We start from the raw sequence: 24,089 nt of genomic DNA, 5'->3' as shown, positions 1-24,089 counted from the left end.
GAAAGACTCCACACGGCTCGGCGGTCCGTCGGCGCCCCGGCAGAGCGAGAGCGTGCAATGGCGCACGTGAATGACGGTTTCCCCACTTCGATCAGAATCGGCACCTGGAACGTTCGAGAGTGTGTGCCGAAAAGGCCGTGCCCCGACGTCATCGGCGAACTGACGAGCCTGGTCCGCGACATGCGGCTGGACGTCCTGTCCCTGCAAGAGGTCCCGTTCTCCGGCTCGGGGTCTCCTCTGCTCGCCCTCCAGGATCTGGACTGCCGCCTGCCGTACGTCGCCGAACACGTCCTATCGGTGGGCATGCACGGGTCGCCGTCCTCCGGACTGGCGCTGGTCAGCAGGTTTCCGCTGGAGTCTGTCACCCGCACCCTCTTCCCCAACCCGTGCCTGCGGCTCAACGGGCTGCGCTCTTTCGATAAAGGGGTCATGACGGCGGCGATCGCCGTCGGCGGCCGCAGCGTCCGCGTCGCGGGTGTCCACGTGTTCCCTTTCCACCGGTTCGGTCGACGAGCCGAAGAGGACGTCTTCGCGCCCATCTGGGACCTGTTTGGCAACGAGGTCGCCAAACAGGTGAAGGGGCCGGTCTTCGTGGCCGGAGATCTGAACACCAGACGCAGGGACCTGATCCCACCACGCATCGTCGCGCTCGACTCCGCCGTCCGGGCCGGAGTCGACGACATCCTGTACGGCGCCGGCGCCCAGCTGATCTCGGTCGATATCGTGCCGGGGTTCTCGGATCACAACCTGTGCGTGGCCGAGTTCGAGCTGCCCTGACCGGCCCCCTTCAAGCCCCGGAGGCACGCCTCCGCCCGCTTCGCGCGGTTCCGACGAAAGGGGCCGGTCGCCTGCCGGGGCCGGAGCGCCGGAGGACGGGCCCGCCCGCGAAGCCGGATCCCGGGGGCTCCGCGGCGAGCCCCCGGAGTCCGGCCGTACGTCCTCATTCCGCCGGGCCGGCCGGGTCCTCGCCGAGGAGCCCCGCGGCCCGCATCTCCTCCCGCAGCCAGGCCATCGCCGCCTGCTCGTACGCGGCCGGGCCCGCCCCCGCGACCGGAGTGCCGTTCGCCGTGCGCGGACCGGCGGGGACGTCGCCGGCCGCGCCGTCAGGCGCACGGCCCCCGCCGGGGCCGGGCGCGTACGGCCGCCCCGCGGCCGTTCCCCTTCGCTTGGCCCCTGTCCCGGGGCCGCCGGACGCTCCGCCCTGGTCGGCCGCCGGGACGCCACCGGCCGCCGCGGCCCGTCGGCGCGGGCCGCCGGGCACGAGACGACCTGCGGGCACCGGCCCGTTGGGCGTCGCGCCTCCGCCGTACGCCGCCTGGGGCGCCATACCGGAAGACACCCCCGGGCCCGCCTGGCCGCCCTGGCCCGCCCGCCCGGAGTCGCCGCCCGGGCCGCAGGCTTCCGGCACGAGCAGTCCCGCGCCGGTCATCTCGGCCGTGAGCTGCCCGAGCAGCGCGTCCGCCTCGACCGGCTCGGGGGTGATCTGCGCGAGGGCAGGCGCGAGCGCGCGCAGCGCGTTCGGCATGCCCGCGCCGGTTCGGTGGAGATCGCCGAGGTTCAGCGGGACGCAACTCGACCTGATGATGTGGAAGAGGTGGTCGACCCGCCGCGCGTCCCGCCCACTGAAGGGACCCCGGAAGTCGCCGTGGTGCGCGAGCACCAGCGCCGCCAGGCCGGCGACGTGCGGCGCGGCCATCGAGGTGCCGTCCAGCGCGGCGTACCCGTCCGGGGGCACGGCCGACAGGACGGCCACGCCCGGGGCGCACACGTCGATCTCGGGGCCGTGGCAGGTGAAGCGCGGCGAGAAGTAGCCGTCGCCGGTCACCGGCCCGCGGATCTCGGCCTCGTGGGCGGTACCGGGCGGGAACGCGTCGGCCTTGCCGACGGCCGCGACGGTCAGCACGCCGGGCAGGGTGCCGGGGAAGCCGACCGGTCCCCCGTCGTTACCGGCGGCCACCACGCACGCCACGCCCGCCTCGCGCGCCTGCTCGATCTTCGCGGCGACGAGCGGTGAGTGGTGCCTGCCCGCCAGGCTCAGGTTGACCACGTCGATCCGCTGCTCGATGCAGTAGTCGAGCGCCTCGATGAGGTCGCTGAACCGCCCGCCCGGAAAGATCTTGCACGCGTGCACCTCGGCCTCGACGGCGAAGCCGACGACGCCGCGGCCGTCGTCCGCGCCGGAGACGACGGCCGCGCAGTGGGAGCCGTGGTAGGCGGCGTCGACGGACCAGCCGTCCGGCTCGCCGCCCACGAGGTCGACCCCGGCACGGACGCGGTCACGCAGGTCGGGATGCCGGAGGTCGGCCCCGGAGTCGACGACGGCGATCCTGATCCCCGCGCCGCGCAGCGTGGGCGGCAGGCGGTCGAGGTTCATCGCCTGCTGGCCCCAGCCGAAGACCTGCTTGCCGGGGAAGCCGTCGAAGGTCTCCGACAGTCGCATCGGCTCGATCAGGTTGTCGCGGGTCGTGGACAGGGCCGGGCGGTCGATGTGCACGCTCCAGTAGCCGGAGCGCGGCCGGACGGTCACCCCGCTGATCGACTCCGGGGTCTCCCCCACCATCGTGACCACGGCGCGGCCGTCGGCCCCGGTGGACGTCTGGGCGGGCCAGCCGTGCCCGGTCACCAGGACGCTCGCGCCGGGCAGCGGCGTGCCGTCGGCGTCCCTGACCAGGAAGGCGAACGTGCTCTCCACGCCCGGCGGCACCACCGCCGGGGCGGGCCGCCGCCTGCGCGGCGGCCGGGGCACGTCGCTGTAGGTGAGCAGCCGGTCGCGCTCGAAGTAGAGCTGCGGATACTGCCGCCGCAGCGCCTCGACGTGCTCGGCGGTCATCTCCGCCACGACCACAGCGGGGAACCCGGGCGCCTGAGCCCCCGGGTTCCCCGCCGTCCCCCGCAGGCGGCGCAGCACGCGCACCTCGGGGTCGTCCTCCAGCAGCCTGCGCACCGTGTCACCGTCGAGAGCCGGCGCGGCCGCTCCCGGCGCCGCCGGATGCGACTGGGGCAGCGCGGCCACCATGTAGCGCCGCGGCCGGGGCTCCACCGGCTGCGGCGCCTGGCGGGATGCCTGCCGCCCCCGCGGGGACGCCGGGCGCGGCTCCTCGCTTCCGTCCTTGGGCTTGTCGTTACTGGTCACCACGTCTCGACTCTCCCCAGCTCAGGCTGGTGTGGCCGGCCGCGCCCCGTACGGCGCGGCGGGCAGTTCAGGCTCTGTCATCCCATTCGCCGCTCTCGGGACGGCGGGGGCCCGGACCGGCCGCCGACCGGTCCGGGCCACCGAAGTGATCACGTCACAGCAGTGGAACCGTGGGCCGTCCGGGGGTGACGACGCCGAGCGCGAACTGGATCTGCGCCAGGCACGCGTCGTACCGCCCGGCCCGGTACAGCTGTACCGCCTGCACCAGCAGCGGGATGATCCCCGCGACCTGGGGCGCCTGCGGGAGTGACGCCTGCAGCCAGCCGTACAGCCGCTGGAGCGTCACGGCGCAGTGCGCCTGTAGCGGCGCGACCGGCGCCGGATGCCCCGTCACGACTCCCACGGCCGGGGGCGTCACCGGACCCATCCCGAGACCCATCGACTCCACGGTGTTCCTCCGATCAGAGAGCGGCACCGACCGGCACCGGGACCTGCTGGTGCGGCTGGCCGTAGGCCTGGCCATAGGCCTGGCCGTAGACCTGCGACAGCGGCTGCATGGTCATCGGGACCTGCTGCCCGTACGCCGCCTGCACGTGCTGGGGCATCACGGGCTGGATGCCGAGGTGCAGGGCCTGCTGGCCGGGGTGCTGCGCGTACGCCTGGGTGGCGTACGGCTGGCCGTAGACCTGCGGGATCTGCTGGGCCTGGGCCTGGATGGCCTGCAGGGCCTGCAGAACCTGAGGCGGAAGCACCTGCTGCTGAACCTGCTGCTGGATCTGCTCACGGACCTGGTGCTGGTAGAGCACGCCCTCCAGCATCTGGCGGGCCGCGGGAGCGCCGTACCGCACGCTGCACCGCGCGACCTTGGTCCAGAAGGTCACCGGGCTCACCAGGTGCTCCTGCGGGAGGATCTGCTCCTCCTGCTGCTGGATCATCGCCAGCGGCGACAGCTGCTGCTGCGCCGCCGGGATCTGCTGACCGAGCTGGAGAGGCGAGATCTGCTGCTGAGCGCCGTACCCCAGCGTGGTCGCCATGGACGCGGGGTTCATAGTTGTGAACGTCATTGTCACTCCTTCGGAGCCAGTAGGTCCGGCCCATCGCCGATGTGATTACATCGCGTGACAGATCGGTAGCACAACGTTATAGGCGTAATGAGTGGCTATGGCCGACTTGGCACTCGGGCTCGGTGACGCAACGGACCGCTCCGGTCATACTCCGGCTTGGAGGTGCCGGCATGACACAGAGCGCTGAGCGGCGCACCTGGTTACATGGATCGTTCCTCGACCTGCTTCCGGCGGTGGGGGGTAAGGAACTCCTCCGCCTCGGCTCCCTGCGGACTTATCCGAACCGGCAGGTGCTGATCCGGGAAGGCGACCCCGGGCGCACGGTCTACCTGCTGATCGACGCGCTGGTGAAGGTCACGGCACTTGCGGAGAACGGCTCCAGGACGCTTCTGTCGATCCGAGCGAACGGCGACATCGTCGGTGAGATGGCCGCGCTGACAGACCACCCCAGGATGGCCACGGTGACCACCTGCAGACGATCTCTCGTCTGCGTGCTGAAGGGTCCTGTCTTCACCGCCTATCTCGCCCGCGCCCCCGAAGCCGCCGCCGCACTCAGCCAGGTCGCGATCGACCGTTTGCGGTTCGCAAACCGGCGGCGCCTCGACTTCGCGGGCTACGAGGCCGACGTCTGCCTGGCCCGGGTCCTGGTCGATCTCGCCGTGCAGCACGGGCGGCCCCACCACGAGGGCCTCGATATCGGAGTGCCGGTCACCCAGGCCGAACTGGGCGAACTCGTCGGAATCAAGGAACGCACGGTGCAGAAGGCGATGCACGATCTGTCCGCCCGCGGTCTCGTGCTGCAACGGCACCGAGGCGTAGTCATCAGGGATCTCGACGGTCTGACCGACTTCGCCGACCTGCGGCTCCAATAACCCGGCTGAAAGCCGCACCAATGCGGGCTTTGAAGAGCCTGCTGGAGTCATCGTGGTCCGGCCGACACAGACCAGCCAGGAGGCACGATGACTCACCTCCCCATGCCCACCTCGCACGCAATGATCGCGGTGGACATCGAGAAGTACAGCGGGCGCAACGACCAGGAGCAACTCCACCTTCAGGAAACCCTCGTCCGGGTGCTCGATGCCGCCGCGGCCGATACCGGTCTCGACAGGTCGACGTGGACCGAGCGGCAGCCTCAAGGGGACGGCGAGTTCTCCTGGCTCCCGCCCCACGCGCACCTCGGTGTGCTGGTCGGCGGCTTTGTTCGCGAGCTGGACGGGCAACTCGGCCTGTACAACCGGCGCCACGCCGGTCCGTTCTGGACGCGCATGCGCCTGCGCATGGCCATCCACTTCGGCCCCGTACATCTGGGTGCCCCCAACGGGGTCGCCGGCCGCCACGCCGTACAGCAGGCCCGGCTCCTCGATTCCGCCCCCGTGCGGCGGGCCCTCGACGCTTGCCCGGCCGCGGATCTGGCCCTCATCGTCTCCGACCGCGTGTACGACGACTACATCAGCCAGGGACTGGGCGAGCCGCAGGCGTACCGGCCCGTCCAGGTGCGGGTGAAGGAGCACTCCTGCACCGCGTACCTGCACGTGCCCGGTCACGATGTCGGCGGGCTCGGCGCCCTGGACCTCTTCGACCCCGAGGAGCCCGACATGCCCGAGACGGGCCGTGCGGGAGCGAACCTCGACCGCGGCAGAGATCGGACGCGCGCCTCCACGATCATTTACGGCGACCAGATCGGCGGTCCCTCGCACCGCGCAAGCGGTGGCGGCACGGTCAACATCGTCAGCGGCGATCAGAACAACCGCCCCTGGCACGAGGGACAGTGATGGCGGAGCCCGAAGCCCCCACTGTCGCACCTGGACACGGCGAGAAAGAACACAAAGTCGGCAAAGGCGGGGAGCAGAACGCCCAGCGTGACCTGCGTGAGGAGCTCAGCGAGCAGCGGAAGCGAAGCCGGATCTCCGCCCAGAACCTGGACGCCCTCTACGCCGACACCGTCATCGGCGGTGACGACATCGCGGGAGCCTCCCATCGGGCGACCGACGGCGGCACGGTCAACGCCTCGGGGCGGGACCAGTACTTCATCGGCTGGTCGCAGGAGGACAAGGCGGTCGACACAGTCGGTGTCCCCGCCCGTGCTGTCGGCATCGTACGTCGTTGCCACGCACCAACAGACTCCTACCGCACGTTGGTCCGGCGTCTCCATGACGAGCACGTGCTGTTGCTGCGCGGAGAGCAGCACAGCGGGCAGCCGACTACCGCCCTGGCCGCCCTCGCGCGCCGGACCGGCGACGACAAGCGTCTCGCCTGGCTTCTTCTCAGGCGGGACCCCCTGCACCTCGTTACCGCCGATCTGTGCGACGCGACGGGGTACCTCCTCGTAGCGGGCGACGACGCGACCTGGAGCGGTCACGCCGACCAGGTGCTTGGATACCTGTGCAGAATCGCCGAAAGGGCCGGGGCCCGCATCGTCGTCCTGGCCGGTCCTGAGTTCCCCGAGCACGACTGGGCCGTGAAGCACGAACGGCCTCCCCTGGAGAACGTGTTCACCAACTGGCTGGCCCACGAGTTGTACGAGGGCGGCGAGGCCCATCCGCAGGAGCGGGCCGACAAGACGGCGGCCGACGAACTCGTCCGGGAGAAGCTGGCCGGCTACCGGCGTCCTCGCGAGGCGCGTGCTCTGGCCCTGCAGGTGGCAACCGGCCTCCTGCACGGCCGGTCCGTCAGCGAGATCCTGGAAGGGCTGCCCGAACAGAGACGTTTGAGGGCGAGGAGTCTGCTTACCAAGGACAGTCCCCGGAGGGCGCGCAGCTTTCTGATCGCCAGTTCTGTTCTCAGCGGATCCGCGGCGGCCCTGGTCGCCACGCAGACCCTGAGGCTGGCGACTCTCATCGAGGAGGAACTGGCTCGGCAGACGACCGTCGAGCAGCCGCGCCGGCATCACCTGTGGGAGTGGCTCAGCGACTGGACCGAGGGCACGGGTCTCAAGGTCAAGGAGACGGGACGGGGCGGCGACGGGCAGGTCATCGCGTTCGACGAGCCCAGGATGGCCGGTTCGATCCTGCGGGTCGTCTGGGAAGAGCAGCCCACGATCCACGAGCCACTGCTGGCGTGGCTGGACCAGCTGACGGAGGACGAACAGTTCGGCACGCGGATGAAGGCGGCCGAGGCCATCGGGCTTCTGGCCACCTACGACTTCCTCGCCGTCCGTGACCGCTTCCTCGAGAAGTGGCGGGACAGCGAAGAATTCGAGCGACGCGAACTGGCCGCCTGGGCGCTCGCCTCGGCGGCGCGGGATCCGCAGGTGGAGCCGAGGGTCCTCGAGTGCCTGAACCGCTGGGCCCACAACGGCCGGGGAGCCCAATCCGTGGTGATCCACGCCTGCGGCTCGTGGCTGGGAGCGCGTCATGTCGAGGAGGCCCTGCGCGTTCTCGGCTACATCGCGAAAACGTCGGGTTACGTTCTCGCCGGGAGCGTCGCCCGCGCCGTCTCCCAGATCCATCAGCTCGGGACCGGCAGAACCTTCCTGTACGACGCCGAAAACAGCGAGGTCCCAGAGAACACCCGGAGGATCATCTCTGCCCTCGTGGAATGGTCAGCCGATCCCGAGTCGAAGGGACCGCGCCGAGCCGCCGCCCTCGCGTTCGTACGCCTGCTCGCGTCCCCTGATTCGATCCGGGTCATCAACCTGGCGGCGGATGCCGGCGCGACCGCCGACCTCGTCGCGCTGTGGCGCCACATCCTCCTCCACGGGGTCACCCGCGGACCTGACGCGGCGCTCACGCCGGAGGCGTGGGACCTGCTGAGCGACTGGCTCGGCAGGTGGGAGGCGGACGCCGGAGTCCGGCGCGTCCTCTCAGAGGTCCTCACCCCCCCGCCCGACGAGCTGCGGATGTCTCTGTCGTTCCATCTCCGGCTCTGGGGCCGGATCGGAAAAGTCGACCCCGAAGTCGCGGCCCGGCTCGCCGCGCTCGTTGAAAGGAGTTGAGCGTCATGTGGCTCATCCGATATAGCCTGCCCGCCGGTGGCCTCGACACGGCGGAGAACGTGAGTGAGTTCTCGTTCACCGCCCCGGCGCGGGGGGATGTCTTCGACTTCGACGTGACGGTCGCGCTGTCCTGGTCGGCGGGCGGCCGTCGCTGGCAGGGAGGTCCCGACACAGCCGAGCGCGACCACGTCCAGGGACGCGTCCGGGCCGAGACACGGGCGGTCGCACGGCGCCACTCGCCGTACCACTCGGAGATCGCCGAGCGCGAGGTGAACGATGCGCTCGGCGATCTCCTCCGAGAGCTGCCGACGCATGACAGGCGGGTGATCCTGCGGTGGACGGCACAGGCGGAGGTGCGGCCCTGTGAGGAGTTGCGCGCGCTGCAGCGGGAGCGGGCACGCCGCCTTTACGAGATCGACTGCGAGGTCGCGGAGGCGAAGCGACGCGCGGAGACGGCGGAGGAGATCCGCGCCGCCTGGGAACGCTTCCTGACCGGGGCTCGCAGGAGTGAGCTGACCAGATACGCGATGCGCCTGGCCGAGCAACCGCAGGCCAAGGCCGAGATCATCGCCGAGATGCTGGACAAGAGCGAGGACACCGCCGCACACTTCATCCAGAAACTCGACAAGCTGATGACCCTCCACGAGAGGGGCAACCTCCTGGAGTTGCTCCTTGGCAGCGAGACCGCTTTGCGGAGCGCGATGACCGCGCTGGGATTGCCGGTTCAGCCCCTTGACCCCGACCCGCTGCTGCCGAGCGGGTTCGGTCAGCCGTAGAGCGCCCCCAGGGCAAGCCACAGCAGGGTGGCGACGAGCATGAGGGCCGTCCACGGCAGCGCTCGTCCCACCCTCCGGTGCTTCTCACGGCTCAGTTCGGCCAGTGTGCTCACGAGGAGCCATGCCTCCCGTTCCTGCTGCGTGACACTCACTTGTGACGACCCGCTTGAAGGACCGGCCAGGCCGAACCTGTTCGGCCCGTCAGGCCCGCCCAGGCGAGGGCGTAAGCCCTGGACAAGGTGATAGCCGGCCACGAGGAACCCGGCCATGTAGAGCGTGATCAGAACAATGGGGACCACACCCAGCGCGGCAGGGGCTCCCGGTGCTCGCAGGCCGGCCAGCGCCCCCATCTGCGTGGCCGCCACGGCCGCCGCGCCGAGGTGCACGGTGGTGACGGTGGCGACCTTGGCGTCGGCATGCTGCACGTAACCCTGGAAGGTGCCGACCGTGGTGAGCGCCACGGTCAGCGCCTCAACGGGAGTCATTCCATCCTTGCGCCGGCCCATACGACCCTCCTCATACGCCTCACTGGAGTGAATCGCCGATTCTTAGGCGAAGGACCGCACTGGTGCGGCTTCACCACCGACACGTCTCTTTGCCTTGACAAAAATATTCGTCGGAAGCCATGCTTGGGGCATGAAGGATGTGGCGGTGATCGAGGACCCGGCGGCGGCGGAGGCCTCCCTGGATCCGATCCGGGTGCGGTTGCTGGCCGAGCTGGCGGAGCCCAACTCGGCGACGATGCTGGCGGCCAAGGTCGGGCTGCCGAGGCAGAAGGTGAACTACCACCTCAAGACCCTGGAGCGGCACGGCCTCGTGGAGCTGGTCGAGGAGCGGCGCAAGGGCAACGTCAACGAGCGGGTCATGCGGGCGACGGCGGCGTCGTTCGTGATCTCTCCCGCCGCGCTGGCGTCGGTCGCGCCCGATCCGTCGCGCGCACCCGACCGGCTGTCGGCGCGCTGGCTGCTGGCCCTGGCCGCCCAGCTCGTGCGCGACGTCGGCACGCTCATCACCGGTGCGTCCCAGGCGCGCAAGAAGCTCGCGACGTTCGCCGTCGACGCGCAGGTGCGCTTCGCCTCGGCCGCCGACCGGGCCGCGTTCGCCGAGGAGCTGTCGGCCGCCGTGGCCGCGCTCGTCAGCAAATATCACGACGAATCGGCCGAGGGCGGGCGCGAGCACCGCCTGATCCTCGCCGTCCATCCCACCGTCCCCCGGACGGTTTCCCCTCAACCTGACGAGGAGTCCTGATGGCCCACGAATTCGAGCTCAGCAAGGAAATCGAGCTGGACGCGACGCCCGAGCAGGTCTGGGAGGCGATCGCGACCGGCCCGGGCGTGGACTCCTGGTTCATGGGACGGACGGAGATCGAGCCGGGTGAGGGCGGCCGCGGCCGGTTCACCATGTTCGGCGGCACCGAGACCACCACCGTGACCGCGTGGGAGCCCGGCAAGCGGTTCGCGTTCCGCAGCGACGAGAACCCCGACGGCGCCTTCATGGCGATGGAGTACCTCGTCGAGGGCCGCGACGGCGGCAGCACGGTCCTGCGCCTGGTCCAGCACGGCTTCCTCGGCGACGACTGGGAGACCGAGTACGAGGCGATGGTCACGGGCTGGGACCTGTACCTGCACAAGCTCGCCCAGTACCTCACGTACTTCCGCGGGCGGCCCGTCACGGTCGTGTCCGCCGCCCGCCCCGGAGCCCCGGAGAGCGAGGAGGCGTGGGCGGCGATCAAGGACGCGCTGGGCCTCGCCGGCACGGTCCGCGAGGGCGGCCCGGTGCGGCTCGCGGTGGACGGCCTGCCGCCGGAGGACGGCGTCGTCGACTACGCGGCCCTGCCGGACTTCCTGGGAGTGCGGACCGCCGACGGTCTCTACGGGTTCATCCACTCGGGGCCGAAGCGCGGGAACGTGGTGGTCCTCGGGCACCACATCTTCGCCGAGGACACTGGCGGGGAGCGGGCCGAGAGCGCCTGGCAGTCCTGGCTCACCCGGCTCTTCCCCTGAACGCGCCGGACTCCTGACCGCGCCTGTCCGACGACGAGGCCGAACCACGGCAGACGGGCGGAACAGCCGGCATGGGCCGTCGTCAGGCCCAGATGGCACAGGGGATGCCGTCGGAGAAGACCTCGGGAGGATCGGGCAGGGGCCGGGCCCGCCCCGCGGCCACCAGCAGGGCGGTCCAGGCGGCGGCGCCCGCGTCGAGCACGTCGTCCACCCCCGCCGCCGCCCCGGCCGGGCCGAGGTCGCCCGCGAGCACGACGCCCGCCGCCGCCAGCAGTTCGCGCCGGCGCTCGGCGCCCGCCCACGTCGTCTTGGGGTGCGGCAGGGGCTCCCCCGCGAGCCGGGCGAAGCTCAGCTCGGGGTGGATCTCGACGACCCGCCTGCCCGCCTCCCGCACCCAGCGCTCGACCTCGAACAGCTTCTCCTTGAGCCCGAACGCCTGGCGGGAGACTCCTTCCCCGGTCAGGCGGCGGTTGACCGCCACGGCCGAGGCGTGGTCGTCCGCCTCCAGCGCGGCGCGCACCGGGGTCATGAACACCGACCGCCACCGGGGACCGAGCTCCGCGCGCGCCAGCACGTCGGCCCGGCGCCGGCCCCGGCCCGGCGGGCCGCCGGGGTGGGCATCGGGCAGCCCGATCGGCATGTCCACGGCCACGACGGCGACCTCGCCGTCCGCGTCCGCCAAGGCGACCAGATCGGCGACCCGGGTCGCGAAGTAGGCACGCGCCGTACTTCCGTCCCGGGGGCCGGCGGGCGGGACCACCCCGATCCAGCCCGCCCTGCACGCGTCGACGCCGAGCACACGAGCACCGTTCATGTGACCATGCTCAGCCCTGGCGGGGGACGACGTGACCGAAGCGGAACAGGTTCGCCGGGTCGTAGACCTCGCGCAGCTTCACCAGCCGCCGCAGCGTCTCCTCGGGCCAGGCCCGGGAGATCTGCTCGGGAGCCAGGGCGCCGCCCTGGAAGTTGATCTGCGCGCCGCCGGTGGACCAGGGCGCGGCGGCCTCCACCACGGCCCGTACGGCGGCGGGCACAGCCGTGTCCATCAGCTCGGGCACCGGCGCGCCGATGGCCAGCAGCGTGAAGGCGGCGTCGCGCCCGCCCACGGCGTTCGGCTCCTTGGGCTGACGGGCGAGCGCGCCGCCGAGCTGGCGCAGCTCGACCACGGCCAGCGGGACCTGCGCGGCCGGCCCGGCGACCGCAAGCAGCGCCTCCACGGTCTCGGCGGTCAGCTCGCGCAGCAGCGCGCCCCGCTCCGCGACCGGCATGGGCTGGGTCGGGTCCCGGTGGATGGAGTCGATCGCCGCGTACGGCAGGGGTCCGACGGCGTCGAGCACCGGCTCGGCCACGGCCCGCATGGGGGCCAGCAGCGCCTCGGCCTCCTGCCCCTCCCCCACGTGGGCGACCCTCAGGTGGACCACGAACTTGCCGCTGAGCTGCGGCGGCAGCTCGGGCAGCGGGGGCAGGCGCAGCAGCGCGACCGAGGTGGTGGTGGTCTCGGGCAGCGTGCCGGTCCAGGTGCGGTAGGCGTGCAGGACCCGCCCGGCGTCCTCGGCGGCATAGAACAGGCCGCCGCCGTACAGGCCGGTGAGCGGAAGCAGGTCGACCGTGATCGAGGTGACCACGCCGAACCCGGCCTTGCCGCCGCGCAGCGCCCAGAACAGGTCGGGCTCGCGGTCCGCGTCGGCGGTGCGGATCACGCCGTCGCCGGTGACGACGGTGAGCTCCCGCACGTGGTCGGCCGCAAAACCGAAGGTCCGCGCGATCGGCCCGAGGCCGCCGCCGAGCGTGAAGCCGACCACGCCGACGCTGGTCGCCGATCCGCACAGCGGAGCCAGGCCGTACGGCGCCGCGGCGGCGACGACCTCGCCCCACGTGCAGCCCGCCGCGATCGTGGCGGTGCGTGCCGAGGGGTCCACCACGACCTCCCCCATGGCGCGGGTGCTGATCAGGACCGCGCCGTCGGCCGCCTGCACGGCGCCGTGGCCGGTCGACTGCACGGCCACGGGCAGCCCGTGCTCGGCGGCGAGCCGTACGGCGGCGGCCACGTCGCCGGCGTCCCGCGCCGCGACGACCACGGCGGGCCGGTGGCGCACGGCGAGGTTGAACCCGGCGGCCTCCTCCTCGAACCCGGCCTGCCCCGGAGCCAGGACCCGGCCGGCGATCCGTCCCCGCAGCGCGTCTTCGATGGTGCTGTGCATGTCCGTCCTTCGGATGTCGTCGTCTGTGACGGAACAGTTGTCGCATCGGGGTCTTGGTGTTCGCTTGCGCCGATCGGGCCGGCGTTCCGCCGGGCGCCGGAAGGCCGCCTAGAGATGTCCTAGTGGCTTCCAAGACGTCCCCCGCACGCTGGGGCGATGCCGCCGCCGTCCGACAATCACCAGCCGCCGTACGCCGGGGATCCGGGCCCGCCCGATCCCCGGCGCGATCCGGCGCGCGTCATGCCGGACGTCCGGCCCGACGCGCGCCCCCGCTCCGCCGACGACCCGCGGGCCGGTTCCGCGCGTGCCACCGCACCGGCCGGCACGCTGCTGCTGCGCGAGGTCCCGGCGCACGCGGGCGCGCCGGGGGCCCGTGTCATCGGCCCGGCGCTCGAAGAGGCTCTGCGCGTGGTGCCCGCCGCGCGGTGCCGCCTCTACGTGCTGACCGACCTCGCCCTCCCGTCCGCCGCCGCCCCGCTCGCCGCCGCGCTGCTCGAAACCGCGCTTCTCGAGACCGGGGCGCTGGCGGAGGCCGGGGCGCCGGCGGAGACCGGGGTCCCCGGGCACGTCCCGCGGTGGGCCCTGCTGCACGCGCTCGCCGTGGCCGCCCCTCACCGCGGCCGGGGACTGGACCGCCGCCTGCTCGACGACCTGCTCATGGAGTTGCGCGCGGACGGCGTACGCGCCGTGTGGTTCCTCCCCCGCCCCGGTGACGAGGACGTGTCCGCCCTGCTGAGGAGCGCCGGATTCACGGACGGAACCGGCCCCGGTTTCCCTCGCCGGAACGAGCGGACATATGGGTATCATGAGCCAGAAATCCGACCCTGGGTCGCCTGGCTCGTTCGGGAGTTGTGATGCGCACGGGCATCGACGGCGCGCGCTCAGGGGCGCCGCGCCAGGGCCAGGGCCAGGGCCAGGACGGTCGCCAGGGCCCCGCTCTGGACTTCCGCCTCCTCGGCACGCTTGAGGTGGCCGACGGCACGGGGACGATCCTCGATCTCGGGCCCCGCAAGCAGCGTGCCGTGCTGACGCTCCTGCTGCTGAACGCGCCCCACGTCGTGCCCCTCGACCAGCTCATCGACCGGCTGTGGCGGGACGAGCCGCCCTCGAGCGCCACGGGAACGCTCCAGGCGTACATCTCGCACCTGCGCAGGACGCTCGAACCCCGGCGCAGCCCGCGCTCCCCCGCCCGGGTCCTGCGTACGCGGGAGCCCGGCTACCTGCTGGACATCGAGCCGGACCAGGTCGACGCCGAGCGGTTCGGCCGGGCGGCGGAGGCCGCGCACGCCGCCCTGGCGGCGGGCCGCCCCGAGGAGGCCGAGCGGATCCTGGGCCCGGCGCTGGCGCTGTGGCGGGGCGAGCCGCTGGCCGACCTGGCCGACGAGCCGTTCGCCCGGTCCACCGTGGCCCGCCTGAGCGAGATCCGCCTGTCCGCGCTGACCGTACGCGCCGAGGCGTGGCTCGCGCTGGGACGGGCGGCCGAGGTGACGGTCGAGGTCGAGCGCCTGCTCGAACAGGACCCCTACCGCGAGGGCCTGTGGGCGCTGCTCATGCGGGCCCTCTACCGAGAGCGCAGGCAGGTCGAGGCGCTGGCCGCCTACCAGCGCTGCCGCGCCCTCCTCGGCGACGAGCTGGGCCTCGATCCGAGTCCCGAGCTGCGGCGGCTGGAGCAGGCCATCCTCCTCCAGGACGAGTCGCCCGCGGGCGTGTGGGCCCCCGTGGTCGCCGTGCCGCCGGAGCAGGGCCCGGGGGGAGGCGCGGAACCCCCGGAGGACGGCCGGGCGTACGGGATCGCCGATGACGACAGCGCCGGGGACGCGGCGGGAGGGGGGCCGCTCGGAAGAGGGCTGGTGGGGCGGGAGCCGCACCTGCGGCGCATCGCCGAGCGGCTCGACGACCTGCGCCGGGGCGTCGGCGGGGTCTTCCTGGTGAGCGGGGAGTCCGGCATCGGCAAGACCCGCCTCGCCGAGGCCGCCGCGAGCATGGCCGCCGAGCGCGGCGCCGCGGTGGCCTGGAGCAGGTGCGTCGAGGGCAGCGGCGCGCCCGCGTTCTGGCCCTGGATCCAGGCGCTCAACGCCCTGGACGCGCACGGCGCCCCGGGAACCGTCCGGGCTCCGGGAGCGGACGGCATCCGGGGAGCGGGCAACGCTCCGGAGACCGGCCAGGCGATGGCGATCGTCAATGGCGGGCAGACGGGCGGCGATCTCGCCCGGCTCGCCCACCGCCTCCTCGACGGCGACCGGACGGACACGGCCGACCCCGACACCGCCCGCTTCCTGCTGCACGACAGCGTGGCGCGGGCCCTGGCGCGGCGGGCCTCCGCCACACCGGTCCTGGTCGTGGTGGAGGACCTGCACTGGGCCGACGCCGCCTCGCTGAAGCTGCTCACCTTCCTCGGCGCCGACCTGCACCGCGTCCCGCTCCTGGTGCTCGCCACCGTACGGCCCGAGCCGGCGGTGGACAGGCAGGCGCTGACCGAGACGCTCGGCGAGCTGACCCGCCAGCGCGGCACGGAACGGATGACCGTCGCTCCGCTCACTCCCGAGCAGATCGCCGACTACCTGCGCGAGGCGGGCCGGGCCGGACTCGGGCCGGAGCTCGCCGCCGCGCTGCACGACAGGACCGGCGGCAACCCGTTCTTCCTCGGCGAGCTGCTGCGCCTGCTGACCAGCACCCATCCCGGCGACCGGGTGGGCGTGACGGACGTGCTCGCCCTGGCGGTGCCCGACGGCGTGCGCGATGTGATCAACCAGCGTGTGTCACGGCTGCCGGAGGACTCCCAGACCCTGCTGCGGGCGGCCGCCGTCATCGGCAGGGACGTGGACGCCGACGTGCTGGAGACCGCGACCGGGGTCGGCGGCGCCCGGGTGATGATGCTGCTCGAACCGGCCGTCGCGACCGGGCTGCTGCTGGAGGTGGACGGCGGCTGGGACTACCGCTTCTCGCACGCCCTCGTGCGGGAGGCGTTGTACTCCGGGCTCAGCCGCAGGCAGCGCGCCCAGCTCCACGGCCGGGTGGGCGAGGCCATCGAGACCCTGCGGTGGGGCGAGGCCGGCGCGCGGCTGCCCGCCCTGGCCCACCATTTCGGGCTGGCCGCCAGGGTCGGCTACGCGGACAAGGCCGTCTCGTACGCCGTGGAGGCGGCCGGGCAGGCGACGGCCCGGCTCGCCTACGACGAGGCCGTCCTGCACTGGGAGCAGGCCCTCGATGCCTTCGCCGCCGGGCCCGCGGCGGCCCGCTGCGCCCTGCTGATCGGCCTCGGCAAGGCCCTGCGGGTGACCGGCGACGTGGAGGGGGCGCGCCGCGCGCTGGACGAGGCCGTGACGCTCGCGACCGGCGTCGGCGACGACGACGCCGTCATCGAGGCGGCCACCGTCTTCGGCGGCGTCACCCTCTGGAACTGGCGCTCGTACGGCGTGGTGGACCGGCGCATGGTGTCCGTGCTGGAGGATCAGCTATCCCGGCTCGGCCCGGAGGCCGTGCGCACCCGGGCGGAGCTGCTCGGCACGCTCGGCGTGGAGCTGTACTACGGCGAACGGCGCGAGGAGGGCCGCCGCCACGCGCTGGAGGCCGTGGAGCTGGCCCGGCGGACCGGCGACCCCCTGCTGCTGGCCCGCACGCTGAACAACTTCGTCATCGCGGCCTGGACGCCCGAGCACGAGGAGGAGCGCTACCGGGCGGCCGAGGAGATGCTGAGTCTTCCCGGCCTGCCCAGGGCCACCGAGATCGTCGCCCGCCTGCACCGCATGCCCAAGTTCTTGAAGGCGGGGCTGCTCGCCGACTACGACGCGGAGCTGGCCCGCTGCCTGCGCCTCACCGCCGAGGTGCGGATGCCGGAGATCGAGACACAGGTCGCGTACGCCGCGGCCGGGCGAGCGGTTCTGGCGGGCGACTGGGCGGAGGCGAAGCGCCTCGCGGACCTCGGCACCGGGAGCTACCGCCGCACCAGCCTCTGGGGGCCGGACGTCCTGAAGCGGATCCACTCGTTCTTCGTCGACTGGGGTCAGGGCCGGGGCGGCGAATTCCTCGCCGAGCTCGTCGACACCGCGGCCGACGAGTCCAACCTGGTCGCGCGGCCCACGGCCGTGCTCGCGGCGATCGAGGCAGGGGACCGCGACCTGGCCCACCGGCTGGTCGACCGCTGGGGAACCGTGGCACCGCAGGACTGGACGTGGCAGTTCGTCGTCTGGCAGTGGGGTCTGGTCGCCGCGCGGCTCGGCCGTCCCGACCCCCACGCCATGCTCGCGGAGCTGCGGCCCATCGCGCACGAGCTGGTGATCATGGGCACCGGCTGCGTCGCCTGGGGCACGCTTCACGACGTGGTCGCCCGGCTCCTGCACCGGGTCGGCGACGTTCCGGCGGCCCTGGCGCACGCGGAGTCCGCGCGGGACGCCCACCGGCGGCTCGGCCTGCCCCATCTCGTGAGTCGCAGCGAGGCCCTGCTGCGCGAGATCCGCGAGGGCGCGGCGGACTCCGGGCGAGCCGGCGGCGCGCCCACCTGACGCCGGGGCGCCTGGGCGCCTGGGCGCCTGGGCGCCTGGGCACAGCCTTGGACCCCGTTGCGGGGTCCTGGACGCGGTTCTCATCCGGTTCCGGGCCCGGCTTCGGGCGCGGCTCTCGGCACGGTTTCGGGCTCGGCAGGTGCGGGACGCTCGCACCTGCGCCGCACCCGCTGTTGTCGAGGTGCTGCGACGGGTTTTCCGCGCCATTGTGGACGTCATGAGCCAGGAACAGGCCGCCCCCGGATACGGGCACGGGCACGGGCATGGGCATGGGCATGGCCACGGGCACGGTGCGGGGACGTTCCGGGCGCGGATGGCGCATCTGCTGCGCCCGCACTCCCACGAGGCCGCCGACAAGATCGACCCGGTGATGGAGTCGTCCGCCCGGGGGATGCGCGCGCTGTGGGTGTCGCTGGCCGGTCTCGGCGCGACCACGCTGGTCCAGGCGGTGGTGGTGGCGCTGTCCGGGTCGGTCGCGCTGCTGGGCGACACCCTGCACAACGCGGCCGACGCCCTGACCGCCGTGCCGCTCGGGATCGCGTTCCTGCTCGGCCGCCGCCCGCCCACCCGCCGCTACACCTACGGGTACGGCCGGGCCGAAGACCTGGCCGGTGTGGTCATCGTCGTGACGATCGCCGCCTCCTCGATCGCCGCAGCGTACGCCGCGATCGGACGGCTCCTCCAGCCGCAGGAGGTCTCCCACCTGGGGGCCGTCGCGGCGGCGGCGCTGGTGGGCTTCGCCGGGAACGAGCTGGTCGCCCGCCACCGCATCCGCGTCGGGCGGGAGATCGGCTCGGCGGCCCTCGTCGCCGACGGGCTGCACGCCCGCACCGATGCCTTCACCTCACTGGCCGTGCTGGCCGGCGCCGGAGGTGCCGCCCTCGGCTGGACCTGGGCCGACCCCGCCGTCGGCCTGCTCATCACGGTCGCGATCCTGACGGTGCTGCGGCAGGCGGCGCGGGAGGTGTACCGCCGGCTGATGGACGCCGTCGACCCCGCGCTCGTGGACCGCGCGGAGGCGGCCCTGCGGGGCACTCCCGGCGTGCTCGGCCTGGGCCAGGTGCGGCTGCGCTGGATCGGCCACCGGCTCAGGGCCGAGTGCGAGGTCGTCGTCGACCCCGCGGCCACGGTGGTGGAGGCCCACCGGGTCGCCGCCGAGGCCGAGCACAACCTGATCCACGCGATTCACCGGCTGACGGCCGCCATCGTGCACGCCGACCCGCTGGCCCGCGACGGTGTGGACCACCACGCCGTCCTCGACGGCCACCGGCACGACCCCCCTTCGGCCGGCCTCGTACGGCACCGTCCCGGCTGACCGGCGTTCGAGGGCTTGTCTGTTCAGGGGCGGGGCATCGCCATGGCGTTGGGGAAGGGCAGTCCTCCCTCGTCGACGATGCGGGCGGCGAGCGGGCGCAGGAGCCGCGCGAGCCGCGCCGCGCCGGCCTCGCCCAGGGCGTCCAGCGGCGGCCGCGCGAGGCGTTCGGTGAGGGCCTCGACGGCGTCGCGCTCCCGGCGGCCCCTCTCGGTCATCGCGCCCTCGCGGTCGAGCACGCCGCGCTCGCGCAGCCGGTCGGCCGCGGCCCGCCACTCCTCCTCGGTCCACCCCCGGTAGGCCCGCTGCTCCGGCGGCACGAGCCCGAGCGCCGACGCGACGACGTTGGCCTCGCAGCCGTCCAGTCCAGCGGTGACGAGGGCCGCGACGTGCCCGTCGCCGCGGAACTCGCGCAGCGCGGTGAGCGCGTGCCACAGCGCGGCGAGCGGCTCGCCGGGCGGCGGCAGGGCGGCGTGCGCCGCGAACAGCACCCTCCCGGCGGCGGGACAGGCCTCCACCGCGGCCCCGGCCAGGCCCGCCGCCTCCCGCACGTCCGGGTGGTCGGCGAGGCCGCCGAGGAGGCGGCGCAGGCACCGGCCGGCCACCTCCAGCCGCGCCTCGAGCACCTTCTCCGGCGGGCAGAACCGCCAGGCGTCGGGGATCGCACGGGCGACCATCGCCGGGGCGAAGTTGTAGAACACGGCGGTGACGACCTGCGGGGAGACCGGGCCGAGCGCGGCCGACCTGGAGGCGAAATACCCCATCCAGAAGCCCTTGAGCCCCGCGGCGGCGTACGCATCCTTGGCCTCGGGCGCGAAGTAGACCGGTGCGTGGCAGCACTCGATCAACCGCCAGATCTCGTCCATGCCCGCCAGGCTAGATCACCCCGTACGGCTGCCGCCGGGACGGGTGGAAGCCGTACGGGCACGCGTCGGCCGCCGGCACCGGCGTGCTTGCCGACGCTCGGCCTGTCGTCGGAGGCGACGGCGCCGAGGTCAGAACCAGCCGCGGTGCCGGGCCATGGCGGCCAGGCCGTCGCGCAGCGCCTGCTCCACCGCGCCGGGCTGGTCGCCGTACCCGACGCGGAAGCGGTTGTAGACGTCGTGGCTGGAGGTGAGGAAACCGCCCCGCTTGTCGGCCTCCAGGATCACGTCCATCGAGTGCGGCCCCGCGATGAAGGTCAGCTCCAGCTCGTTGAAGTGGCGCCGCCACTCCGGACCGGCGTGATACTCGATCTCCTGGTAGAAGGGCATGGTCGAGCCCCGGAGCGTGCCGCGCTCCAGGTCGGCCCGCTTGAAGTGGAAGCCCATGCGGACCAGTGCCCCCAGCAGGTGGTCCTGGGCCGGCAGCGGGTTGACGTACAGCGGGTCGAGGTCGCCCTTGTCGAGCGCGCCCGCGAGCGCCAGCTCGGTGGCCACGCCGAGCCGCATGCCGGGCAGCGGGCGCCCGCCGACCGCGCTGACCGGGGTCTCCCACGGCACCGGGATCGCGAACGGCAGCGCACGGGTCTCCCCCGCGCGCAGGTCGAACGGTCCCGACACCGGCGCCTTCAGGAAGCTGTAGGTCGCGTGGTATTCCTGGTCCCCGCGCTCGACCTCCACGACGGCGGTGAAGTCCACGGTGATGCCGTCCACCTTGTGGTCGGACGACCCGCCCCTGAAGCGGACCTCGCCGTACAGGGTCTCCCCCGGGCGCACGTGCGGGTCGCGCAGCACCGTGTCGACCTCGACGCCGGCCCCGAGCGCGGCCATCAGCTTACGGAACACCGATCACTCCCTTGGTCGCGGACCGTTCACCGCTGCCAACGACCCGTTCCGCCGCCCGGTTCCCGCCCCTCACGAGGCGAGCAGGTCGAAGAGGAAACCGACGGCGAACATGGCGAAGGCGAGCCAGCGCAGCAGATGGAACGGGCGCGTCCGGTCTACCCCGAAGGCGACGGGCCGCAGCACGCTCCGGTGAACCCACCAGCGCAGGGCCGACCGCGCGTCCCCCGGAGTGGCCGCGAGCAGGAGTCCCAGCGCGGCCACGACGCCCAGCGCGACCAGCCGGAAGGCCGAGGCGGACGACTGGACCGACACCGCCAGCCAGGCCAGCGCGGCGGCGCCGGCCAGGAGAGAGACGACCTGGATCGTCACGGTCTGCTCGGCCGCCCGCCCGGCCCGGCCCAGCAGGGTCCGTTCACGCTTGGGCAGGAGCCGGCCGAGGAAGTCGTCGATCCGGGCGAGCACGTGGTCGTACTGCTCCGGGCAGGGCTCCGCGTGGTCGTGGCGGCATCCGTGCGCCCCGGGAAGCTCGGCGATCACCTCGGTCCAGAAGGCGACCAGTTTCGCGTGATCGACGCCCTCCGGAGCACGCGCGGGAGGCTTCTTGTGGATCCCCCTCACCGGTTTGACCGCCGGTCCGCCCCCGGACGTCACCGTGTAGAAGAAGCCGTCGTACAGCTCCTTCCGCATTTTGGCGTAGCGCTGGACCCTCGCCTCGATCCTGCCCCTGCGCGTCACCCGCTCGTATCGCCGTTCCTGGCGCCCGAGCCACCGGACGAGCCGGTCGAGGCCGATGAGGTCGAACACGGCCACCAGTCCCGCCGCGAACTGCACGATCTTGCCCAGGCGTCCCCACCACAGCATCGTGTGGCCCCACAGCACGAGGCCGGACGTGGACCGTCCGTCCAGCCAGACGGACACCACGTCGGGCAGGCCGACGTCGAAGGCCGCCATCGATGTCTCCTCCTGAGTCGGCGAGCACGCGTCGAACAATCGGTGAACGCTCGCCACGCCGGACGAGTGCCTGCGGTGTCCTTTCCGGGCCGTCCCATTCGTCGTACGGACATGATGGGATACGGGCCCGAGGAGGACGGATGAAATACGTGCTGCTCATCTGCGGCGACGAGTCGGCTGCCGAGCACGCCTACGACGGGTGCGGCGGATGGTCCGAGACGATGGCGGAGCGCGGCGTGCTCCGGGGAGGCGCCGGGCTGCGCCCGCCGGGTGACGCCACCACGTTGCGCGTGCGCGAGGGCGAGGTGCTGCTGTCGGACGGGCCGTTCGCCGAGACCAAGGAGCAGCTCGGCGGGTTCTGCCTGATCGAGTGCGCCGACCTGGACGAGGCCATCGAGATCGCCGCCGCCCATCCCGCCGCGGCGTACGGCACGATCGAGATCCGGCCGCTCACAGACCTGTGACGCCGCCGGTCGAGGCCGCCGTCGACCGGGCCTTCCGGGAGGAGTGGGGGCAGGTCGTGGCCACCCTCATCCGCTGGACCGGCGACTGGGACCTGGCCGAGGAGTGCGCGCAGGACGCCTTCGCCCAGGCCCTGCGCACCTGGCGGCGCGACGGCGTGCCGCGCCGCCCCGGCGCGTGGCTGACCACCGCCGCGCGCAACCGGGCCGTGGACCGGCTGCGCCGCGAGGCCACCGGCGCGGCCAAGCTACGGGAGGTGGCGGACATGCTCGCGGCCCAGGACGGCGACGCCGCCGACGAGCCGGGCGTGCCGGACGACCGGCTCCGGCTGATCTTCACCTGCTGCCATCCGGCGCTCGCGCTGGAGGCCAGGGTAGCGCTGACCCTGCGCACCCTCGCCGGGCTCACCACGGCCGAGATCGCGCGGGCGTTCCTGGTCGGCGAGCAGGCGATGGCCAAGCGGCTGGCCCGGGCCAAGCAGAAGATCCGGCACGCGGCCATCCCGTACCGCGTGCCGCCTGCGCACCTGCTGCCGGAGCGCCTCCCGGCGGTGCTCGCGGTGCTGTATCTGCTGTTCAACGAGGGCTACTCCGCGACGGCCGGCGCCGGTCTCGTACGGCACGACCTCGCGTCCGAGGCGATCCGGCTGGCCCGGGTGCTGGTGCGGCTGATGCCGGACGAACCCGAGGCGGCGGGCCTGCTCGCGCTGATGCTGATGCACCACGCGCGCCGCGCCGCGCGGCTGGACGAGGCCGGCGACCTGGTGGTGCTGGAGGACCAGGACCGCGGCCGGTGGGACGCCGGTCAGATCGCCGAGGGCGTGGCCCTGCTGGACGGCGCGCTGGGGCGCGGGCGGCCCGGCCCTTACCAGGTGCAGGCCGCCATCGCCGCCTGCCACGCCACCGCCGCCCGCCCCGAGGACACCGACTGGGCGCAGATCGCCGTCCTGTACGGGCTGCTCGCGCGGCTGGTCCCGTCGCCCGTCGTCGAGCTGAACCGCGCGGTGGCGGTCGGCATGGCGCACGGCCCTGCCGCGGGCCTGGCCCTGGTCGACGCCCTGCGGGAGACACTGCGGGAGTCGGGCGCCCTGGCCGGCTACCACCTGCTGCCCGCCGCCCGCGCCGACCTGCTGCGCCGCCTGGGCCGTACGGCCGAGGCGGCCGAGGCCTACCGGGAGGCGGCCGGCCTGGCGGCCACCGACGCCGAGCGCCGCTATCTCGCCCGCCGCCTCGCCGCCCTCGAATAGGTGTCCGTACGGGCCGTGCCCGTTCGTCGGAAGGACGAACACGTACGGCACGAACGGAAGGCGACGACCGATGGATACGGATGTACGACGGCAGATAGCGGCGGAACGCCGCGAACTGGCGGACCTGCTGGGCGAGTTGCCGCCGCAGTCGTGGGACGCGCCGTCGCTGTGCGCGGGATGGCGGGTGCGGGAGGTGGTCGCGCACATGACGTCGCCCTACCGGCGCTCCGGGCTGAGCGTGCTGGCCGGTCTCGTCAGGGCCCGGGGGAACTTCGACCGGCTGGCCGACCGGCTCGCGCGCGGGGACGCGGCTGCGCTCGGCCCCCGGGAGCTGACCGCGTGCCTGCGGGACAACGCCGAGCATCCCTGGCGGCCTCCGGGCGGCGGCTACGCGGGCGCGCTGTCCCACGACGTGATCCACGGCATGGACATCACCGTGGCGCTGGGGATCGACCGGCGGATCCCCGCCGACCGGCTGCGCGTCCTGCTCGACCACGGGATGTCACCCCGGAGCCTCAGGTATTTCGGCGTCGACCTGGACGGCGTCGAACTGCGCGCCGACGACGTCGACTGGTCGCTCGGGACGGGCACCCCGTTGTCCGGCGCCGCGCAGGACCTGGTGCTGGTGCTGTGCGGCCGCCGGCTGCCGGAGGGCCGGCTGCGCGGCGAGCCCGCAGCACGCTTCACCCGCTCCGTCCGCTGAACGCGCCGCTTCGGCCGCTGGTCGCAGAGCCGGGGA

The 24,089-nt window shown here is 73.3% G+C and carries 22 protein-coding genes; 13 read left to right on the top strand and 9 right to left on the bottom strand.

Annotated elements, in window-relative coordinates:
- Positions 1 to 57: 57 nt before the first annotated feature.
- Positions 58 to 777, top strand: a complete 720-nt coding sequence (locus tag HHX30_RS05180) for an endonuclease/exonuclease/phosphatase family protein (protein ID WP_249349701.1) — start codon at positions 58 to 60, stop codon at positions 775 to 777.
- Positions 778 to 940: 163 nt separating this feature from the next.
- On the opposite strand, the gene HHX30_RS05175 is transcribed toward HHX30_RS05180, so the two are convergent.
- From HHX30_RS05175 to HHX30_RS05165, 3 genes are all read right to left on the bottom strand, one after another.
- Positions 941 to 3,136, bottom strand: a complete 2,196-nt coding sequence (locus tag HHX30_RS05175) for a S8 family serine peptidase (RefSeq protein ID WP_169979980.1) — start codon at positions 3,134 to 3,136, stop codon at positions 941 to 943.
- A 151-nt stretch (positions 3,137 to 3,287) separates the two neighbouring features.
- Positions 3,288 to 3,572 (bottom strand): hypothetical protein, encoded by a 285-nt coding sequence (locus tag HHX30_RS05170; protein ID WP_169979978.1) that lies wholly within the window; start codon positions 3,570 to 3,572, stop codon positions 3,288 to 3,290.
- A gap of 22 nt (positions 3,573 to 3,594) precedes the next feature.
- Entirely contained in the window at positions 3,595 to 4,197 is a 603-nt protein-coding gene (locus HHX30_RS05165; protein WP_169979976.1) for a hypothetical protein, read from the bottom strand.
- A gap of 170 nt (positions 4,198 to 4,367) precedes the next feature.
- On the opposite strand from HHX30_RS05165, the gene HHX30_RS05160 reads away from it, so the two are divergent.
- From HHX30_RS05160 to HHX30_RS05145, 4 genes are all read left to right on the top strand, one after another.
- Positions 4,368 to 5,069 (top strand): Crp/Fnr family transcriptional regulator, encoded by a 702-nt coding sequence (locus HHX30_RS05160; protein WP_169979974.1) that lies wholly within the window; start codon positions 4,368 to 4,370, stop codon positions 5,067 to 5,069.
- Between the two features lie 87 nt (positions 5,070 to 5,156).
- Positions 5,157 to 5,969, top strand: a complete 813-nt coding sequence (locus HHX30_RS05155) for a hypothetical protein (protein ID WP_169979972.1) — start codon at positions 5,157 to 5,159, stop codon at positions 5,967 to 5,969.
- Complete coding sequence (locus HHX30_RS05150; protein WP_169979970.1) at positions 5,969 to 8,131, top strand: hypothetical protein; 2,163 nt, start codon at positions 5,969 to 5,971, stop codon at positions 8,129 to 8,131. Before HHX30_RS05155 ends, HHX30_RS05150 begins: the two co-directional genes overlap by 1 nt.
- Before the next feature lie 59 nt (positions 8,132 to 8,190).
- Entirely contained in the window at positions 8,191 to 8,907 is a 717-nt protein-coding gene (locus HHX30_RS05145) for a hypothetical protein (RefSeq protein ID WP_211591618.1), read from the top strand.
- Here the strand turns inward: HHX30_RS05145 and HHX30_RS05140 are convergent.
- Positions 8,898 to 9,392 (bottom strand): hypothetical protein, encoded by a 495-nt coding sequence (locus HHX30_RS05140; RefSeq protein WP_169979966.1) that lies wholly within the window; start codon positions 9,390 to 9,392, stop codon positions 8,898 to 8,900. The genes HHX30_RS05145 and HHX30_RS05140 overlap by 10 nt on opposite strands.
- Positions 9,393 to 9,543: 151 nt before the next feature.
- On the opposite strand from HHX30_RS05140, the gene HHX30_RS05135 reads away from it, so the two are divergent.
- Entirely contained in the window at positions 9,544 to 10,155 is a 612-nt protein-coding gene (locus HHX30_RS05135; RefSeq protein ID WP_169979964.1) for a helix-turn-helix domain-containing protein, read from the top strand.
- The gene (locus HHX30_RS05130) at positions 10,155 to 10,910 is read left to right on the top strand and encodes an SRPBCC domain-containing protein (RefSeq protein ID WP_169979962.1); all 756 of its coding nucleotides are present in this window, start codon (positions 10,155 to 10,157) and stop codon (positions 10,908 to 10,910) included. Before HHX30_RS05135 ends, HHX30_RS05130 begins: the two co-directional genes overlap by 1 nt.
- Before the next feature lie 82 nt (positions 10,911 to 10,992).
- On the opposite strand, the gene HHX30_RS05125 is transcribed toward HHX30_RS05130, so the two are convergent.
- Together HHX30_RS05125 and HHX30_RS05120 are read right to left on the bottom strand one after the other, a co-directional pair.
- The gene (locus tag HHX30_RS05125; RefSeq protein ID WP_169979960.1) at positions 10,993 to 11,724 is read right to left on the bottom strand and encodes a DUF429 domain-containing protein; all 732 of its coding nucleotides are present in this window, start codon (positions 11,722 to 11,724) and stop codon (positions 10,993 to 10,995) included.
- Positions 11,725 to 11,734: 10 nt separating this feature from the next.
- On the bottom strand, positions 11,735 to 13,111 hold the full coding sequence (locus HHX30_RS05120) for an FAD-binding oxidoreductase (RefSeq protein ID WP_169979959.1): 1,377 nt from the start codon (positions 13,109 to 13,111) through the stop codon (positions 11,735 to 11,737).
- A gap of 156 nt (positions 13,112 to 13,267) precedes the next feature.
- On the opposite strand from HHX30_RS05120, the gene HHX30_RS05115 reads away from it, so the two are divergent.
- The 3 genes from HHX30_RS05115 (at position 13,268) to HHX30_RS05105 (ending at position 18,928) form a co-directional block, all read left to right on the top strand.
- The gene (locus tag HHX30_RS05115) at positions 13,268 to 13,966 is read left to right on the top strand and encodes a GNAT family N-acetyltransferase (RefSeq protein WP_169979957.1); all 699 of its coding nucleotides are present in this window, start codon (positions 13,268 to 13,270) and stop codon (positions 13,964 to 13,966) included.
- A complete protein-coding gene (locus HHX30_RS05110) occupies positions 13,966 to 17,613 on the top strand; it encodes a BTAD domain-containing putative transcriptional regulator (protein WP_169979955.1) in 3,648 nt (1,215 codons plus the stop codon). Before HHX30_RS05115 ends, HHX30_RS05110 begins: the two co-directional genes overlap by 1 nt.
- A gap of 217 nt (positions 17,614 to 17,830) precedes the next feature.
- The gene (locus tag HHX30_RS05105) at positions 17,831 to 18,928 is read left to right on the top strand and encodes a cation diffusion facilitator family transporter (RefSeq protein WP_169979953.1); all 1,098 of its coding nucleotides are present in this window, start codon (positions 17,831 to 17,833) and stop codon (positions 18,926 to 18,928) included.
- Between the two features lie 23 nt (positions 18,929 to 18,951).
- Here HHX30_RS05105 and HHX30_RS05100 read toward each other — a convergent pair whose 3' ends face one another.
- The 3 genes from HHX30_RS05100 to HHX30_RS05090 form a co-directional block, all read right to left on the bottom strand.
- A complete protein-coding gene (locus tag HHX30_RS05100) occupies positions 18,952 to 19,791 on the bottom strand; it encodes an SCO6745 family protein (protein ID WP_169979951.1) in 840 nt (279 codons plus the stop codon).
- Between the two features lie 129 nt (positions 19,792 to 19,920).
- Positions 19,921 to 20,691 (bottom strand): sporulation protein, encoded by a 771-nt coding sequence (locus HHX30_RS05095; protein ID WP_311922104.1) that lies wholly within the window; start codon positions 20,689 to 20,691, stop codon positions 19,921 to 19,923.
- A gap of 69 nt (positions 20,692 to 20,760) precedes the next feature.
- Entirely contained in the window at positions 20,761 to 21,642 is an 882-nt protein-coding gene (locus HHX30_RS05090) for a hypothetical protein (protein ID WP_169979949.1), read from the bottom strand.
- Positions 21,643 to 21,782: 140 nt separating this feature from the next.
- Between HHX30_RS05090 and HHX30_RS05085 the strand changes: the two genes are divergently transcribed.
- The 3 genes from HHX30_RS05085 (at position 21,783) to HHX30_RS05075 (ending at position 24,053) form a co-directional block, all read left to right on the top strand.
- Positions 21,783 to 22,106: a YciI family protein gene (locus HHX30_RS05085; protein WP_169979947.1), complete on the top strand. Its 324-nt coding sequence runs from the start codon at positions 21,783 to 21,785 to the stop codon at positions 22,104 to 22,106.
- Positions 22,103 to 23,350, top strand: a complete 1,248-nt coding sequence (locus HHX30_RS42500) for an RNA polymerase sigma factor (protein ID WP_169979945.1) — start codon at positions 22,103 to 22,105, stop codon at positions 23,348 to 23,350. The genes HHX30_RS05085 and HHX30_RS42500 overlap by 4 nt, the downstream gene beginning before the upstream one ends.
- A 70-nt stretch (positions 23,351 to 23,420) precedes the next feature.
- The gene (locus tag HHX30_RS05075) at positions 23,421 to 24,053 is read left to right on the top strand and encodes a maleylpyruvate isomerase family mycothiol-dependent enzyme (protein ID WP_169979943.1); all 633 of its coding nucleotides are present in this window, start codon (positions 23,421 to 23,423) and stop codon (positions 24,051 to 24,053) included.
- The last annotated feature ends 36 nt before the right edge of the window (positions 24,054 to 24,089 follow it).

Origin of the sequence: Microbispora sp. H10836 (assembly GCF_012999525.1) — a bacterium.
Lineage (GTDB): Bacteria > Actinomycetota > Actinomycetes > Streptosporangiales > Streptosporangiaceae > Microbispora.
Note: the sequence above shows the minus strand (reverse complement) of the source record. Positions and strands in the feature narration are given on the sequence as shown.